Genomic DNA, 16,660 nt, shown 5'->3' with positions numbered 1-16,660 from the left:
CCCACTACGCCGCTTTGGGCTGTTTTTCATAGAGGAAATGGAGGATCTGCTGGCGCATGTGGTGGTAGCGGCTGTCGTCCGCCAGCTGCACCCGGTTACGCGGACGCGGCAGGTCAACCTCCAGGATTTCGCCGACGGTCGCCGCCGGGCCGTTGGTCATCATCAGCACGCGGTCAGAGAGCAGCACCGCTTCGTCCACGTCGTGGGTGATGAGCACAATGGTGGTGTTGAGCGCCTGCTGGATTTGCATCACGGAGTCCTGCAGATGGGCACGCGTCAGGGCATCCAGCGCGCCAAACGGTTCATCCATCAGCAACACTTTCGGCTTCATCGCCAGCGCACGGGCAATGCCCACGCGCTGCTTCATACCGCCTGAGATCTCCCCCGGGCGTTTATGCAGGGCGTGCCCCATCTGCACGCGATCGAGGTTGTGTTCAATCCACTCACGACGCTCCGCCTTGCTCATGGTGTGGCGGAACACCTGATCGACCGCCAGCGCAACGTTGTCGAAACAGGTCAGCCACGGCAGCAGGGAGTGGTTCTGAAAGACCACCGCACGCTCCGGTCCCGGACCCGCAATTTCACGGTTGTCACAAATCAGTCCCCCTTCCGTCGGCAGGGTGATCCCGGCGATCAAGTTCAGCAGCGTTGATTTGCCGCAGCCGGAGTGGCCAATCAGGCTCACGGTTTCCCCTTCGTGGATATCAAACGAGACGTTCTGCAGCGCCAGAAATTCTCCGCTGGCGGTAGAAAAACGCTGGCTTACGGCCTGGACCTGAATGATTGGTTTCATATTCGCTCCTTATTTTTCCTGCCAGCTAAAGCGACGGGCGATCAGCATCAGCCCCTGCTCCAGCAGTAACCCGACCACGCCAATGATGACGATTGCGATGAGAATGTTTTCGACGTTGAGGTTGTTCCACTCATTCCAGATCCAGAAACCGATCCCTAAGCCGCCTGTCAGCATTTCGGCGGCGACAATCACCAGCCAGGCGATACCGATGGAAAGACGTACCCCGGTCAACACCGCAGGCAGCACCGCCGGGAAGAGGATCCGACGCAGAATGGTCCACTCAGAAAGCTGCAACACGCGGGCGACATTGAGGTAATCCTGCGGAATACGGCGTACCCCTTCGGCGGTGTTAATCACCATTGGCCAGATCGAACAGATAAAAATGGTCCAGCTGGAAGCAGGCTCTGCTTTCTGGAACAGCAGCAGGCCGATAGGCAGCCAGGCCAATGGGCTGACCGGGCGCAGCAGCGCAATCAGCGGGCTGAACATGCGTGAGAAAAAGGTGAAACGGCCAATCAGAAAACCGAGCGGGATACCGACTAACGCGGCCAGGCCAAAGCCCACCGCCACGCGCTGCAGGGAGGCAAGCACGTTCCAGCCGATCCCCATGTCGTTTGGCCCGTCGCGATAAAACGGATCGGCGAACAGGGTGATGGCAGAATCCAGCGTGCTCAGCGGCGTCGGAAAGCCTTTGCTGTTGATTGCCGCCAGTTGCCAGAGCACCACCAGCAGCCCCAGCCCCAGCAGCGCCGGAATGATACGCTGGAGCACGTTGTTAATCCGGCGGGCAATCGCCGGAGGACGACGGCGAACCTGAACCGGTGGCAGGGTAATCACCTCGCCACTCACCGGCGTCTCGTGTTTTGCTTTCGTGCTGTGCAGATGCTGCATAATCAGGCCCCTTTACGGTGAATAGCGAAGCGGTTGGCATAGCCTTCAGGATCGGTACCGTTCCAGACGGTGCCGTCCATCAGGGGGCTACTGCGTAGTGGTGAAGTCGGTGTGGTAATGCCCCCCACCGCGGTGGCGGCATCCTGCCAGACCGCCGTCTGGTTGATACGCCGGGCAATTTCGACATAGTCCGGTGCAGATTTAAGCAAGCCCCAGCGGCGGAACTGGGTTAAGAACCACATGCCGTCGGAGAGATACGGGTAGCTCACAGCCCCCTCGTTGAAGAAACGAATCGGATGCGCGTCCTGCCAGCGCGTGCCCACCCCGTTGTCGTACTCACCCAGCATCCGTCCGGTGAGGTACTGCTCTTTGGTGTTCAGCCATGCGCGACGCGAGAGGATCTGCGCCGTTTCACGTTTGTTTTCCGGTGAAGCGTCGATCCAGCGCGCGGCTTCCAGTACTGCGCTCACCAGCGCCCGCGCGGTGTGCGGATTTTTCTCCACCCAGTCGCGACGGGTACCGAGGATTTTTTCCGGGTGGTCAGCCCAGATAGACTGCGACGTTGCAGCGGTAAAACCGATGCGATCGTTAATGGCCCGGGCATTCCACGGCTCGCCGACGCAAAAGCCGACCATATTGCCAATGCGCATGTTCATCACCATCTGCGGCGGCGGTACCACCACGGTGCGAACATCGTCAAACGGGTTAATGCCCGCACTGGCCAGCCAGTAGTAGAGCCACATGGCGTGCGTGCCCGTCGGGAAGGTATGCGCGAAGGTGTACGTGCCCGGTGCCTGCTGACCAATCAGTTTCTTCAGCCCGTCGAGATCGCGAACGCCCTTCTCTGCCAGATCGGCAGAGAGCGTAATCGCCTGGCCGTTCTGGTTGAGGGTCATCAGATTCGCCATCTGCTGTGGCTTACCGGCGATCCCCAGTTCTAGTCCGTACAGCAGACCGTAAAGAATGTGCGCCGCGTCCAGCTCCCCCGCGACTAACTTGTCGCGCACGGCCGCCCAGCTCGCCTCTTTGGTGGGCACGATGGTAATGCCATGCTTTTTATCGAACCCTTTCAGCGCCGCGATGACCACCGGAGCGCAGTCGGTCAGCGGGATAAACCCGATGCGCACCGTCTCCTGCTCGGGTTTATCCGAGCCTGCCGCCCACGCGGCCTGCATGACACCCGGTAACAACATTGCACTGCTCGCCAACACGCTGGCCTGCAAAAAACGCCGTCTCGACAAATCCGCCATGACCACTCCTGAAAAAAAGACAAAAAAAAGCGCCCGACAGTGCCGAAGCACCGCTGGACGCCTTTATCCCGAAGACTGATGCACCGCCGTTGGCGCACCGTCAAAATTGGTTACTGAAATAATGCAAAGCGAATGCCAGGTTTTAATGCCTTGTTTTTATGGCTTTTGCCCCACTGGCTCTGCAAAAACGCACCTCAATCAGGCACAACGTGCCCACTGATTGTGCAGCTACTCCTTAGGGGTTAGCTGCCACAATCGCTTCACGGTAAGCAGCGCGCGGGCGATATCCACCATGCGCTGGTTCTTGTCCATCGCCATTTTGCGCAGCGCCGTCCACGCCTGTTCCTCACTCATGTTGTGGTGGGTCATCAGCACGCTTTTGGCTTTATCAATGGTCTTGCGCTCTTCCAGCGTATCGCGCAGCGTCGCGAGCTGGCGGGAAAGCTGTTCTATTTCACGAGCCTGCTGGCGAACCAGCGGCAGCAAAGGTTTGTCCGGATAAAGCGCGAGCGGATCGTCATTCTCATCGGCACTTACCGGATGTTGAGGGTCATGATGGATACGCTCATCAACCGCCAGCATCAGGTCGGCGATAACCATCTCCTCCAGGGTGCGCAGGTGCTCAAGACGCGACGTTTGCAGGGCGAACCAGTTCAGCGCCGTGTCGCCATTATCCGCAGCAGGCTGGCGGGTACAGGCCACACGCCGGAGTTGCTCCGTCTCGCGGTCGGGCTGGCAGTCCCGGGAAAAGGTGCTCTGCACATCCGCCGGGCTGTGGCTTAAAAAGATCTCAAAACAGGCCTGCTGCCCGTCAATGCGATCCACCAGCCTCTGGCGGGTGACATCATCAAAAAAACCCTGCGTGAAGCCAATGGCCCCCAGCGCCCGCTCTTGTCCCGCCAGCTCTTTGCCCTGCATCAGGCTGTAGAGGGCAACAAAACGCCCCGCCAGTTGCGGATCGTCAATGCTGTCGTTGAGCTGCGGCACGATACTGAGCAGATGGCGAAGCATGCGACAGTAATGTTCCATCGCCTGCGGGGCGGTAACGGTTTGTTGATTCACCCCTTCTCGCAGGGCGGGGAGTGATTCAAGGCTCTGCAACGCAGCGGCGATGCGCTCACACACGGCGCTGCCCGGCACTGGGGAGTGTCTATCCAGAATGCCATACAGTATGGTGAGATTTTCATCCACCAGCGCCCGGCTGGCTTTGCATTCGGGGGCATAAAGCTTACCCTGTGAGCAGAGCCAGACGTTTGATGCACCGCGCTCGCACTGTAGCATATGCACCAGTTGGCTAATGCCATTCACCAGTACGCCCAGCTGTGACAGCTTGCTGAGCTGCTCCTGGCGCAACGCTTTTGCGCGCTGGAGCCATTCGGTTGCACCCGACGAATTGCCAGCCATTAATGTCATGCTTACTCTCCCGGATAACCCTACCTGGGAGAATCAAGCAATATTCGTGCCTTAATATAAACAGGAGTTAACATGCAGAAGATTGTGATCGTCGCCAACGGGGCGGCCTACGGCAGCGAATCCCTTTTTAATAGCCTGCGTCTGGCCATAGCATTGCGCGATAACGCGAGCGAGCTGGATCTGCGGATCTTTTTGATGTCCGACGCAGTCACCGCTGGCCTGAAAGGCCAAAAACCGGCAGAGGGCTACAACATTCAGCAGATGCTGGAGATCCTGACGGCGCAAAACGTGCCGGTTAAGCTTTGCAAAACCTGCACCGACGGGCGCGGTATCACCGGGCTGCCGCTGATTGACGGCGTGGAAATTGGCACACTTGTCGAGCTGGCCGAGTGGACGTTAGCCGCCGATAAAGTATTAACTTTTTAATAATAAACCCGTAAAAATATTATTTTCTTATGGACGCGGTTTCAGCATCAAGTTTACCTGCGGGGTTGCCGATAGGCATGGAAACAACACAGCAGGTATTTCACTTATGTTCAGATCGATTCGTGCTCGCATCATTGCCGCGACGACAGGCTGCCTGGTCGTCGCCCTTCTTCTCAATACCGTCATTAATTTCCAGGTCACGCGCCAGGATAATCAGCAGTCGCAGCGTGACATTCTGACCAGCACCAGCGCCAGCCATAACATGGCGATTGCCGACTGGGTGAAAAGCAAAATGACGGTCATTACCTCCGCCCAGAGCGTGGCGCTGAGTGACGACCCGGTACCGGTCTTTAAACAACTCGCCCAGGCGGGAGGCTTCACCAACGTCTATGTGGGCTATGCCACTAAAACGGCGAAATTCTCTGAGCCTGCGGGCGTGCCTGCGGATTATGACCCGACCATTCGCCCCTGGTATCAGCAGGTGGTCAGCCAGGACGGACCGGTGGTGACCGCGCCTTACGTGGACGCCGGAACCGGAAAACTGGTGGTAACTTTTGCGGTACCGGTAAAAGAAAACGGGACCCTGAAAGCGGTGGTGGCGGGCGACGTGGCCATGGATAGCGTGGTGGCTAACGTGCGCGGCATTCACCCGACCCCGGCCAGCAGCGGGTTACTTCTGAACAGTGACGGCAGCGTTATCGCCGCCAACGATCCGGCCCTGACGTTAAAACCGTTTGCAGAAACCATTACCGGCACCGATTTAGCGACTCTGAAAAGCGGTGAACCGGTTGATGGCACATTTGACGGCGGTGATAAAACCCTCGTGGCCACGGCCGTTCCGGGAACAAACTGGATGCTGGTGGTCGCGCTCGACAATAACGACGCCACCTCCGGCATGCGCTCGCTGCTGAAAGCCTCGGCGCTCTCGCTGGTGATCCTCGCCCTGCTGAGCGGCGCGCTTGTCCACATTCTTATTGCCCGCCTGCTCAAGCGGTTGTCCGATATCCGCGACGCGATGCATAACATCGCCAACGGTACCAACGATCTCTCCCAGCGCCTGCCGGAGAGCGGTAACGACGAAGTGGCGCAAATCGCCCAGGCGTTTAACGCCTTTAGCGATAAGCTCTCGGTGGTGATGATCCAGCTGCGTGACGCCAGCGCCTCGGTGAAAAATGCCGCCCAGGAGATTGCGGCTGGCAACCAGGACCTCTCCGGGCGTACCGAGCAGGCAGCCTCCAGCCTGCGTGAAACCGCCAGCGCCGTAGAGCAGATCACCGCGTCGGTGACTCAGTCAAATGAGTCCGCGGCAGAAGCGAATGAACAGGCCAGTAAAGCCTCCGCTGCGGCCTCACGCGGCGGTGAGGTCGTCTCTCAGGCCATCAGCACCATGCAATCCATTGAAGTGGCTTCGGCAAAAATTGGCGATATCACCAGCGTGATTGACGGCATCGCCTTCCAGACCAATATCCTGGCGCTGAACGCCTCGGTGGAAGCAGCGCGCGCCGGTGAGCAGGGCCGCGGATTTGCCGTGGTGGCAGGCGAAGTGCGTAACCTGGCGAGCCGCAGCGCCCAGGCGGCGAAGGAGATCAAATCGCTTATCGACTCCACCACCGACAGCGTGGCAACCGGCTCCCGCTATGTACACCTGGCCGGGGAAAGCATGGATGAGATCCGCGCCAGCATCGGCAGTGTCTCGGGTATCATGCGTGAAATTTCCATCGCCACCAGCGAGCAGATGAAAGGCATCCATGAGATCAACCATGCTGTCACGCACCTCGACAGAATGGTGCAGCAGAACGCTGAACTGGTGGTGCAATCCGCCGCAGCCGCCAGCGCCCTGCAGAGCCAGGCGGGCGACCTTGCTGAAACTGCCGGACATTTCCGCATTTAATTTTCTTCTGGCGCGCCTTCACCGTGTAAATGCGCGCCAGCTGAATGCTTTCAGGTATTTTGTCATTTTTGTTTAAACGTTATGCCATTTTTTGATCAAAATCAGCATCCCGACGCTCCCCCTTTGGTGTTATGCCATGAGTGAATTGTGAACAACATCACGCTCGGAAATGGCAGCAGGGAGAGCGTTGTTTAAGACTACGGGGTAAATAAATGGCACTGGTAAAAACAAGTTTGAAACTGTTTGGCGGGGATACGGTAGTGGTGCGTTGTTCAGAGCGCTGCCGTATTCATTTGATGAGTGCGAAGGCACAAAAACAATCGCAGGCAGATATCCTGACCGTGCAGGATGATAAGGCGTGGCTAACCGTCCCTTATACCGGCACATGGGATGTCCTGATTGACAGCCATAGTCAGTCACTCGAACACTCAGTCAGCTACGTGGCCGCTTAAAAACAGACGCCCGGTCTGCACTCTCGCAGCCGGGCGTATTATCAGGCAAAACCCGGACGCAGCGGGTTATTCAGCGGATTTCCTTCCAGCAGTGCTTTCACCTTCGCTACCAGCTCATTCAGACACTCGTCCTGCATGCCGAGGCGCGTCAGTTCCTGATCAAGTGAAAACAGATACTGCGCGTTTGTGCCGAGCGGTCCACTGGCCGCCGCAATCAACGGCGCGATCACCTGCGTGCGGGTATCCGCTTCATACAGGGGATGGCGCGGATCCATAATAAACACCAGCGCGTTGACGGTGCGTCCGTCATCAAGTTCCAGCTTGCACCAGCTTGGCATATAGCAGCCGGTGATCATCTCGCGCTTCCAGAGCAGCGTCAGCTCCTCTTCGAGGGTGGCATCCGGCAGGCGATACGCCACCCCCGTGGTGCGTCCGCCCTCTTTCAGTGCAAGCATACGTCCCGGCTGACAGGCACTTCCGCGTCCGGCGGTTAATCGCAGACAAAATGCGCGATGCCACCCCGGGAGCGTACCTGTCGCCGATTCGACAAATTCCAGAGCCGGGTTCCACATCAGCGAACCGTAGCCAAAAATCCATACCGGGCCATCATCCGGGCGGCAGGCAAGCGTGGCAGCGAGCGACGCCGCACGTTGTTCAGCTGACCAGAGAAGCGATTCCTCAATAGCACCAAATGCCGTCTTACAATCTGCCTTCATTAAGAAATCACGCGTTAACACTTTACACCTCCGCCACTGCATGCTTCCTTGCGACATCTGTAATTCACCTTCCCGGCATTATCTACTGGTCATTTTGCCAGCAGTTGAATAACGATAAGCAATTCGCGGGCCAGTTGCAATACAACGGCAGTTCAACCGCCTGAAAAGTCAAAATGAAGGCAGCTTATTATTTTACGGCTATTTCTTTTTATGCCATTTATCATCGTCTCCTTTCTCGTAGTCATGTTTTACTGCCGCCCAGGCCACTTTATGCGCCGTCTCTTCCCGGCTGGCATCGTCCCGACGATCGTCTTTATCTTTGTATTGATCCCAGGCGCTGTTAAACGCCTCTTTATAGATATCCTGCGCATGTGCGGGCAGTACGTTTTGCACGTTATCGGGTAAATCGCGTTTCGTTTTATATGGCATCACTAACCTCTCTTTTGCTTAAAAAGATAAGTGTGGACGACGATGCTGCAAGCTGCCAGTCGCGGATCGATTTTGAAGAATTAATGAAGTTAATTACATGTTATTTAATATGTATTAATCAAAAATATGACATTATGGATATCAGGAGACTTAAAACAGGATTAGGGTAAAATTAAGTAAAAGATAAAGGGTATTTAACAGAGATCTGTTAATTTAATGACCTCAAAATTCTATCTATAATTACAAGCACCTGCATTTATGGAGAAGCACATGACAGCAGCACACGAGGCGGTAAAAACCCGCCACAAGGAGACGTCGCTCATTTTCCCGGTTCTGGCACTGGCTGTGCTGCTCTTCTGGGGAAGCAGTCAGTCACTGCCAGTGGTGGTTGGTATCAATATTCTTGCGCTGGTAGGGATTTTAACCAGTGCCTTTAGCGTGGTTCGCCATGCCGATGTCCTGGCCCACCGTCTGGGCGAGCCGTATGGATCGTTAATTCTCAGCCTTTCCGTTGTGATTCTTGAGGTCAGCCTCATTTCCGCGCTGATGGCGACCGGTGATGCCGCGCCAACCCTGATGCGCGATACGCTCTATTCCATCATTATGATTGTGACCGGCGGTCTGGTGGGCTTTTCACTGTTGCTGGGCGGCCGTAAGTTCGCCACCCAGTATATGAACCTGTTTGGCATTAAACAGTATTTGATCGCCCTGTTCCCGCTGGCGATTATCGTGCTGGTCTTCCCGATGGCGTTGCCGGGAGCAAACTTCTCTACCGGTCAGGCGCTGCTGGTCGCATTGATTTCAGCCGCCATGTACGGCGTGTTCCTGTTGATTCAGACCAAAACGCACCAGAGTCTGTTTGTGTACGAGCATGAAGACGACAGCGACGACGATGACCCGCACCATGGCAAACCGTCTGCGCACAGCAGCGCGTGGCACACGGTTTGGCTGATCGTACATCTGATTGCGGTTATCGCCGTCACCAAGATGAACGCCAACCCGCTGGAGACACTGTTAACCGAGATGAATGCCCCGGTGGCCTTTACCGGCTTCCTGGTGGCGCTGCTGATCCTCTCGCCGGAAGGGCTGGGCGCGCTGAAAGCAGTGCTGAACAATCAGGTACAGCGCGCCATGAACCTGTTCTTCGGCTCGGTACTGGCGACCATTTCGCTTACCGTTCCGGTGGTGACGCTGATTGCCTTTATGACCGGTAACGAGCTGCAGTTTGCGCTGGGCGCGCCGGAGATGATTGTGATGATGGCGTCACTGCTGCTGTGTCAGATTTCGTTCTCAACCGGGCGCACCAATGTACTCAACGGCGCGGCGCATATGGCGCTGTTTGTGGCGTATCTGATGACGATATTTGCGTAGTTTTATCTGGTGCGGGCTGATGCCCTCACCCTAACCCTCTCCCACGGGGAGAGGGAGAAAAAAAACCCGCCGAAGCGGGTTTTTTTTATTAATTGCTGGTATCCAGCTCGTCGAAGCTCTTCACCAGATCGTCAATCGCTTTGATCTGTTTCAGGAACGGCTCCAGTTTGTCCAGCGGCAGCGCGGATGGACCGTCGCATTTTGCATTCGCCGGATCCGGGTGCGCTTCAATGAACAGACCCGCCAGGCCGGTCGCCATACCGGCGCGCGCCAGTTCGGTCACCTGCGCACGACGGCCGCCAGACGCGGCGCCAAACGGGTCGCGGCACTGCAGAGAGTGGGTCACGTCAAAGATCACCGGAGACTGGTTAGAGACGTTTTTCATCACGGTGAAGCCCAGCATATCCACAACCAGATTGTCGTAACCGAAGTTGGAACCACGGTCGCACAGGATCACCTTATCGTTACCGCCTTCGATAAACTTATCGACGATGTTCCCCATCTGGCCTGGGCTCACGAACTGCGGCTTCTTCACGTTGATGACCGCACCGGTTTTGGCCATCGCTTCCACCAGGTCAGTCTGACGAGCCAGGAACGCTGGCAGCTGAATAACGTCAACCACGTCAGCCACAGGCTGCGCCTGAGACGCCTCGTGAACGTCGGTGATCACTTTCACGCCAAAGGTCTGCTTCAGTTCCTGGAAAATTTTCATCCCCTCTTCCAGGCCCGGGCCACGGTAGGAGTGAATGGAAGAGCGGTTGGCTTTGTCAAAAGAGGCTTTAAACACGTACGGGATGCCCAGCTTCTGGGTCACGGTCACGTAGTGCTCGCAGATACGCATGGCGAGATCGCGGGATTCCAGCACGTTCATACCGCCAAACAGCACGAACGGCAGGTCGTTTGCCACGTTGATATCACCAATGCTAACCACTTTTTGTTTCATAGGATCGCCTTATTCAGGTGTGAATCGGAATTAAGATTAATGCAGTGTAATTTGTTTGTGCGAGATCGCGTTGATCTGCGCGCGAATCATTTCGCTGATCGGGTCTTCCGGGCATTGCTCGACGAAATAGCTTAAATCGTTCAGCGCCACATGCTCGCAGTCGAGCTGGGCATAAATCAGCCCGCGGTCGCGAATTTCGTACGGGTCTTCCGGATTAAACTGCAGCAGCACTTCGCTGGCGCGCAAGGCCAGCTCCATCTGCCGCTCTTCCATCAGTGCAGATTTCAGCGTATCCAGCAGCTTGCGGATCACTTCGGCGTTATCGGCTTCGTCGAGATCTTCGTTAAAGAGCTCGGCCACCGGGCTGATATTACCTTTCAGCCAGACATCCAGCGTATGTTCATCCAGCGTATCGCCGTTAAACGGATTGATTAACCACATCTCCCCGTCCAGCCACTCGGCACGCAGGATCATCTGCGTCGGGAAAATGACCGGCACCAGTGGAATATCCAGACGGTGCGCGATCCACAGCAAAATAGAGCCCAGCGCAACGGCGCTGCCCTGACGATTTTTTAAGACCTGGTCCAGCCATAATGCGTCAGACAGGCGATACACGCCACGCGTGTCGCAGAAACCCCACTCGCCGTAGAAAAGCTCCAGCAGCTTTTCCAGTTGCCAGTCCTGCGGACGCGCCTGATTGATCTCTTCGCGCGCCAGGCTGACCAGACTCTCCAGCTCATCGTAGACATACTGCGACGTAAAATCGTCGCGAATCATCTCCGAAATCAGGATCATGCCATCGCAGAGCGGCACTTTATTAAATTCGAAATCGGCTAAGGACCTCATGACTTACCCCAGTAACGGTATTCTAGTGGTGGCGAGTTTAATGATGATGTACAGCACCACCAGACCCAGCAGAAAGGCGATAAACCCGACCTGCTGGCTGCGCGGACGACGACGTCCAGGCGCGATAAAACCCAAAACGATATATACCCATCATACTTCAAGCTGCATGCGCGTTGGCTGCGCTCGCTCACCTCAGTCACATAGTTAACTATGCTCCTGAGGACTCGCTCTCTTGCCGCCTTCATGCAACTCGAATTATTTTGGGTATAGATGATAACGCCAAACAGCTTTTCAGTCAGCCATGCGCCTTTATCAGTAAATGGCAGATAACCTGTTTTCACTGCCACTGCCACTGCCCCAGCGTCAGACGCTCGTTACCGCCGTAGTCGCGGCAGGTCTCGACAGCAGCATAACCCGTCTGCCTGAAGAGCCCACGCACCGCCTCCCCCTGCGTCCAGCCATGCTCCACCAGCAGCCAGCCGCCGGGCAGGAGATGTTGTCGTGACGTTGTCACAATGTGTTCCAGATCGGCCAGCCCTGCATTACCTGCGACCAGCGCCGTCAGCGGTTCAAAGCGAACATCCCCCTGCGCCAGGTGCGGGTCGTGTTCGTCAATATAGGGCGGATTACTGACAATCATCGCGAACGTCTGCTTCTCCAGCGCACTGAACCAGCTGCTTTGCTGCACAGTCACATTAGTCACGCCCAGTCGCTCAGCGTTACGCTGCGCCAGCGCCACCGCGTCGGGCATCACATCGACCGCCGTTACCGCGCAATCGGGCCGCTCGGTGGCGAGCGCCAGCGCGATTGCGCCAGTGCCCGTTCCGAGATCGAGAATGCGGCTGGCCACTGCGGGTAACCGTGCCAGCGCCTGCTCCACCAGACATTCGGTGTCGGGACGCGGGATCAGCGTCGCCGCTGAGACGAACAAGGGTAACGACCAGAACTCGCGCTCCCCGACCAGATGTGCCACCGGCTCGCCGGTTTTACGGCGGGCAAGCAGCGCGGCCAGCTGCGCTTCCTGCTCTACGGTCAGTTCAGTTTCACCGAAGGCCAGCAGATACGTGCGGGCTTTTCCCGTCACATATCCCAGCAAAATTTCGGCGTCGCGCTTCGGGCTTTCACTGTCAGAGAGCGCGCCGGTGGCCTGGCGTAACCAGCTCTGAAAATCCATTATTCCTGCTCGGACAATGCCGCCAGCTGGTCGGCCTGGTATTCCTGCACGATAGGCTCAATCAGCATATCGAGCTTGCCTTCCATCACCTCATCCAGACGGTATAACGTCAGGTTGATGCGGTGGTCGGTCACGCGGCCCTGCGGGAAGTTGTAGGTACGGTTACGGTCGCTACGATCGCCGCTGCCCAGCAGGTTACGACGGGTTGACGCTTCCGCCTGCTGCCGTTTTGCCATTTCCGCCGCGTGAATACGCGCACCCAGCACGGACAGCGCTTTCGCTTTGTTTTTGTGCTGAGAACGTTCGTCCTGACACTCCACCACAATGCCGGTTGGCAGGTGGGTAATACGGATGGCGGAGTCGGTGGTGTTAACGTGCTGACCACCCGCCCCGGAAGAACGGAAGGTATCAATACGCAGATCGGCCGGGTTAATGTCCGGCAGTTCCGCTTCCGGCAGCTCTGGCATCACCGCAACCGTGCAGGCTGAAGTGTGAATACGGCCCTGCGACTCGGTCGCCGGTACACGCTGCACGCGATGGCCGCCGGACTCAAACTTGAGACGGCCATACACGCCGTCACCGCTGATTTTGGCGATCACCTCTTTAAAACCGCCGTGCTCGCCTTCGTTGGCGCTCATGATCTCCACGCGCCAGCGACGCGATTCGGCGTAACGGCTGTACATGCGGAACAGGTCTCCGGCGAACAGTGCCGCCTCATCACCGCCCGTTCCGGCGCGGACTTCCACAAACGCGTTACGCTCGTCGTCTGGATCTTTCGGCAGCAGAAGCACCTGCAGCTGTTGCTCCATCTCTTCTGAGCGCGCTTTGGCATCCTGCAGCTCTTCCTGCGCCATTTCGCGCATTTCAGGATCGTCGAGCATCATCTGCGCGGTTTCGATATCTTCCTGAACCTGTTGCCAGTCGGTAAAGCATTTTGAAACATCACTTAACTGCGCATATTCACGCGACAGTGCGCGAAAACGTTCCTGGTCCGCAATGGTCCCGGCATCGCCGAGCAGCGCCTGGACTTCTTCATGGCGCTCGTGCAGAGCTTCCAGTTTAGCGACGATAGAAGGCTTCATAGGCGTAAGTGCACCTTGTAATAGAAAATGGGTATAGGGCGCTATTCCAGCCCGAGGCTGTTGCGCAGAATAGTCAGGCGTTCATCGTCCCCGTCACGGGCAGCCTGCTGAAGTGATTTGGTTGGTGCATGGATCAAGCGATTGGTCAGTTTCCAGGCCAGATCCTGCATAATAGCGTGTGCGTCGCCGCCCTGTTCCAGAGCTGCTAACGCTTTGGCAGTCAGGTCATCACGCACCTGCTCCGCCTGACCGCGGTATTCGCGGATGGTCTCGCTGACGCTTTGCGCGCGCAGCCAGGCCATAAATTCACTGGCTTCCTGCTCGACAATGGTTTCCGCCTGCACCGCTGCCGCTTTACGCTGGGCAAGGTTGTGCGAAATGATGCTTTGCAGGTCATCCACGCTGTAGAGATAGGCGTTGGCCAGTTTGCCAACCTCCGGTTCGACATCACGCGGAACGGCGATATCCACCAGCAGCATTGGCTGATTACGACGGGATTTCAGCGCGCGCTCTACCATCCCTTTACCGATAATCGGCAGCGGGCTGGCCGTCGAGCTAATGATGATGTCCGCCTCTTTCAGACGTTCGTCGATCTCGCTCAGCGCAATCACCTCGGCCCCGACTTCGTCTGCCAGCACCTGTGCACGCTCGCGGGTGCGGTTAGCGATAACCATCTTTTTCACTTTATGCTCGCGCAGATGGCGCGCCACAAGATCAATGGTTTCGCCCGCGCCGACCAGCATCACGGTGACGGTCGACAGGGATTCGAAGATTTGACGTGCAAGGGTACAGGCCGCGAACGCAACAGAAACCGCACTGGCACCAATGTCGGTTTCGGTTCGCACACGCTTCGCCACGGAGAATGACTTCTGGAACATACGCTCCAGCTCGCTGGCTTTCAGATGCCCTTTTTGCGAATCCGCAAACGCTTTTTTTACCTGACCGAGAATTTGCGGCTCGCCCAGCACCAGCGAATCCAGACCACTCGCGACACGCATAAGATGGCTCACCGCATCGTTATCCTGATGCCAGTACAGGCTCTTACGCAGCTCGTCTTCGTTGAGATTGTGGTAGTCGCATAACCAGCGGATCAGCGCTTCATGCAGGTTATCCTGCTCTTCCACGCTTAAGTAAAGCTCGGTACGGTTGCACGTCGAGAGCACCACCCCGCCCTGCACCATCGGTTGTGCAAGCAGGCTATCCAGCGCCAGGTCGAGCGTATCCGGCGAAAACGTGACGCGTTCTCGCAGCGAAACCGGGGCGGTTTTGTGGTTGATGCCGAGTGCTAATAGGGTCATGTTGAGCGGGAGTAGTACCAGCGTTAATAAGGTTAGCAAGACGCATCATACAGGATGCGCGAGATCAATAAAAGAGACTGCCCCCTTTCGGAGTAATAGGTTACTCAACGCTTTGAGATAATTTGAACGTAGACGGTGACACCCTTCAACGCTAGCATTAACAGTTATAACTGCAACGTATCTCAAGGATTTGTCCTCATTATGACCCGACTGATTCGCCTGCTGCCGCTGGCAGCACTGGTTCTGACCGCATGTTCTGTCACTCAACCAAAAGGCCCGGGCAAAAGCCCTGACTCACCACAGTGGCGTCAGCACCAGCAGGACGTACGTAATTTAAGTCAGTACCAGACCCGCGGCGCGTTTGCTTATCTCTCTGACGAACAAAAGGTTTATGCCCGCTTCTTCTGGCAGCAAACGGGGCAAGATAACTACCGCCTGCTGCTGCTGAACCCGTTGGGCAGTACCGAGCTGGAGCTTAACGCTAAGCCGGGTGAAGCGCAGATCACGGATAACAAAGGCCAGCACTACACCGCCACCGACGCGGAAGAGATGATTGGCAAACTGACCGGAATGCCTATCCCGCTGAACAGCCTGCGCCAGTGGATCCTGGGCCTGCCGGGTGACGCCACCGACTACACCCTGGACGATCAGTACCGTCTGAGCCAGGTGAACTACACGCAGAACGGTAAAACCTGGAAGGTGGTGTACAGCGCCTATGACAGCAACAGTAAACCGTCGCTGCCGTCGAATATGGAGCTGACGCAGGGTAGCCAGCGCATCAAGCTGAAAATGGACAACTGGATCGTTAAATGATGACCCACTGGCCCTCTCCGGCAAAACTTAACCTGTTTTTATATATCACCGGCCAACGTGCTGACGGGTATCACACCCTGCAGACGCTGTTTCAGTTTATCGATTATGGCGACACGCTCTCGATTGAGCTGCGTCAGGACGGGCAGATCTGTCTGCTGACGCCGGTGGAAGGCGTAGCGCATGAGGATAACCTGATCGTGCGCGCCGCGCGTCTGCTGATGAACGCAGCGGCTGACACCGGGCGCTTGCCCGCCGGGAGCGGTGCGGATATTCGCATTGAGAAGCGTCTGCCGATGGGCGGTGGGCTGGGTGGCGGTTCATCCAATGCCGCGACCGTCCTGGTCGCCCTGAATCATCTCTGGGGCTGCGGATTGTCAACGGATGAACTGGCCGCGTTAGGGTTAACGCTGGGGGCGGATGTCCCGGTGTTTGTGCGCGGTCATGCAGCATTTGCTGAAGGGGTGGGTGAAATCCTCTCCCCGGTTGAACCGCCGGAAAAATGGTACCTCGTAGCCCATCCAGGCGTCAGCATTCCGACTCCGGTCATCTTCAAAGATCCTGAGCTGCCACGCAATACCCCGGCGCGGTCAATAGAAACGTTATTAAATTGTGAATTCAGCAACGATTGCGAGGTTATCGCAAGAAAACGTTTTCGCGAGGTTGATGCGGCGCTTTCCTGGCTGTTAGAATACGCGCCGTCGCGCCTGACTGGTACAGGGGCCTGTGTCTTTGCTGAATTTGACACCGAATCCGCCGCTCGTCAGGTGCTTGAGCAAGCGCCGGATTGGCTGCATGGTTTTGTAGCGCGCGGGATGAACACCTCCCCCCTACAGCAGGCCATTCTGGCGCAGACTGAGTTTCGGTGACAACGT

Annotated in this window: 17 protein-coding genes and 2 pseudogenes; 6 read left to right on the top strand and 13 right to left on the bottom strand. The window is 56.8% G+C overall.

Going from position 1 to position 16,660, the window contains the following annotated elements; translation table 11 throughout:
• Positions 1-4: 4 nt before the first annotated feature.
• From ACMWKA_RS10600 to nasR, 4 genes are all read right to left on the bottom strand, one after another.
• The gene (locus tag ACMWKA_RS10600) at positions 5-793 is read right to left on the bottom strand and encodes an ABC transporter ATP-binding protein (RefSeq protein ID WP_013096250.1); all 789 of its coding nucleotides are present in this window, start codon (positions 791-793) and stop codon (positions 5-7) included.
• 9 nt (positions 794-802) lie between these two features.
• On the bottom strand, positions 803-1,684 hold the full coding sequence (gene ntrB / locus ACMWKA_RS10595) for a nitrate ABC transporter permease (RefSeq protein ID WP_058678629.1): 882 nt from the start codon (positions 1,682-1,684) through the stop codon (positions 803-805).
• A 2-nt stretch (positions 1,685-1,686) separates the two neighbouring features.
• Entirely contained in the window at positions 1,687-2,934 is a 1,248-nt protein-coding gene (locus tag ACMWKA_RS10590; protein WP_414760186.1) for a CmpA/NrtA family ABC transporter substrate-binding protein, read from the bottom strand.
• 228 nt (positions 2,935-3,162) lie between these two features.
• Positions 3,163-4,347, bottom strand: a complete 1,185-nt coding sequence (gene nasR / locus ACMWKA_RS10585) for a nitrate regulatory protein NasR (RefSeq protein ID WP_414760185.1) — start codon at positions 4,345-4,347, stop codon at positions 3,163-3,165.
• Positions 4,348-4,419: 72 nt separating this feature from the next.
• Between nasR and ACMWKA_RS10580 the strand changes: the two genes are divergently transcribed.
• From ACMWKA_RS10580 to ACMWKA_RS10570, 3 genes are all read left to right on the top strand, one after another.
• Positions 4,420-4,773 (top strand): DsrE/DsrF/TusD sulfur relay family protein, encoded by a 354-nt coding sequence (locus ACMWKA_RS10580; RefSeq protein ID WP_020690905.1) that lies wholly within the window; start codon positions 4,420-4,422, stop codon positions 4,771-4,773.
• A 106-nt stretch (positions 4,774-4,879) separates the two neighbouring features.
• Positions 4,880-6,664, top strand: coding sequence for a methyl-accepting chemotaxis protein (locus ACMWKA_RS10575; RefSeq protein WP_020690904.1), 1,785 nt, complete (start codon positions 4,880-4,882; stop codon positions 6,662-6,664).
• A 212-nt stretch (positions 6,665-6,876) separates the two neighbouring features.
• On the top strand, positions 6,877-7,116 hold the full coding sequence (locus ACMWKA_RS10570; protein WP_013096243.1) for a DUF1883 domain-containing protein: 240 nt from the start codon (positions 6,877-6,879) through the stop codon (positions 7,114-7,116).
• A 41-nt stretch (positions 7,117-7,157) separates the two neighbouring features.
• Here the strand turns inward: ACMWKA_RS10570 and ACMWKA_RS10565 are convergent, their stop codons facing one another.
• Positions 7,158-7,853, bottom strand: a complete 696-nt coding sequence (locus ACMWKA_RS10565) for a gamma-glutamylcyclotransferase (protein ID WP_013096242.1) — start codon at positions 7,851-7,853, stop codon at positions 7,158-7,160.
• Positions 7,854-8,030: 177 nt separating this feature from the next.
• A complete protein-coding gene (chaB, locus tag ACMWKA_RS10560) occupies positions 8,031-8,261 on the bottom strand; it encodes a putative cation transport regulator ChaB (protein WP_013096240.1) in 231 nt (76 codons plus the stop codon).
• A gap of 270 nt (positions 8,262-8,531) precedes the next feature.
• Here chaB and chaA point away from each other — a divergent pair, with 270 nt between their 5' ends.
• Positions 8,532-9,632: a sodium-potassium/proton antiporter ChaA gene (chaA, locus tag ACMWKA_RS10555; protein ID WP_029882731.1), complete on the top strand. Its 1,101-nt coding sequence runs from the start codon at positions 8,532-8,534 to the stop codon at positions 9,630-9,632.
• Between the two features lie 88 nt (positions 9,633-9,720).
• Here chaA and kdsA read toward each other — a convergent pair whose 3' ends face one another.
• The 7 genes and pseudogenes from kdsA to hemA form a co-directional block, all read right to left on the bottom strand.
• Complete coding sequence (gene kdsA / locus ACMWKA_RS10550) at positions 9,721-10,575, bottom strand: 3-deoxy-8-phosphooctulonate synthase (protein WP_013096237.1); 855 nt, start codon at positions 10,573-10,575, stop codon at positions 9,721-9,723.
• 36 nt (positions 10,576-10,611) lie between these two features.
• The gene (sirB1, locus tag ACMWKA_RS10545) at positions 10,612-11,421 is read right to left on the bottom strand and encodes an invasion regulator SirB1 (RefSeq protein WP_013096236.1); all 810 of its coding nucleotides are present in this window, start codon (positions 11,419-11,421) and stop codon (positions 10,612-10,614) included.
• 3 nt (positions 11,422-11,424) lie between these two features.
• A pseudogene (locus ACMWKA_RS10540) lies at positions 11,425-11,567 on the bottom strand (siroheme synthase); the annotation flags it as partial.
• Between the two features lie 123 nt (positions 11,568-11,690).
• Positions 11,691-11,789 (bottom strand): annotated as a pseudogene (locus ACMWKA_RS10535) (siroheme synthase); the annotation flags it as partial.
• On the bottom strand, positions 11,759-12,595 hold the full coding sequence (prmC, locus tag ACMWKA_RS10530) for a peptide chain release factor N(5)-glutamine methyltransferase (RefSeq protein WP_414760184.1): 837 nt from the start codon (positions 12,593-12,595) through the stop codon (positions 11,759-11,761). The gene prmC and the pseudogene ACMWKA_RS10535, both read right to left, overlap by 31 nt.
• Complete coding sequence (gene prfA, locus ACMWKA_RS10525) at positions 12,595-13,677, bottom strand: peptide chain release factor 1 (RefSeq protein ID WP_013096233.1); 1,083 nt, start codon at positions 13,675-13,677, stop codon at positions 12,595-12,597. The genes prmC and prfA overlap by 1 nt, the downstream gene beginning before the upstream one ends.
• Positions 13,678-13,718: 41 nt before the next feature.
• Positions 13,719-14,975 (bottom strand): glutamyl-tRNA reductase, encoded by a 1,257-nt coding sequence (gene hemA, locus ACMWKA_RS10520; RefSeq protein WP_414760183.1) that lies wholly within the window; start codon positions 14,973-14,975, stop codon positions 13,719-13,721.
• A gap of 201 nt (positions 14,976-15,176) precedes the next feature.
• Here hemA and lolB point away from each other — a divergent pair, with 201 nt between their 5' ends.
• A complete protein-coding gene (gene lolB / locus ACMWKA_RS10515) occupies positions 15,177-15,788 on the top strand; it encodes a lipoprotein insertase outer membrane protein LolB (protein ID WP_013096231.1) in 612 nt (203 codons plus the stop codon).
• A complete protein-coding gene (gene ispE, locus ACMWKA_RS10510; protein ID WP_020690900.1) occupies positions 15,785-16,654 on the top strand; it encodes a 4-(cytidine 5'-diphospho)-2-C-methyl-D-erythritol kinase in 870 nt (289 codons plus the stop codon). The genes lolB and ispE overlap by 4 nt, the downstream gene beginning before the upstream one ends.
• Positions 16,655-16,660: the final 6 nt, after the last annotated feature.

This window comes from Enterobacter sp. 03-F-07-AD-ECC, assembly GCF_047530935.1.
GTDB lineage: Bacteria > Pseudomonadota > Gammaproteobacteria > Enterobacterales > Enterobacteriaceae > Enterobacter > Enterobacter cloacae.
The sequence above is the reverse complement of the archived record's forward strand: the minus strand, read 5'-3'. Positions and strand labels throughout refer to the sequence as shown.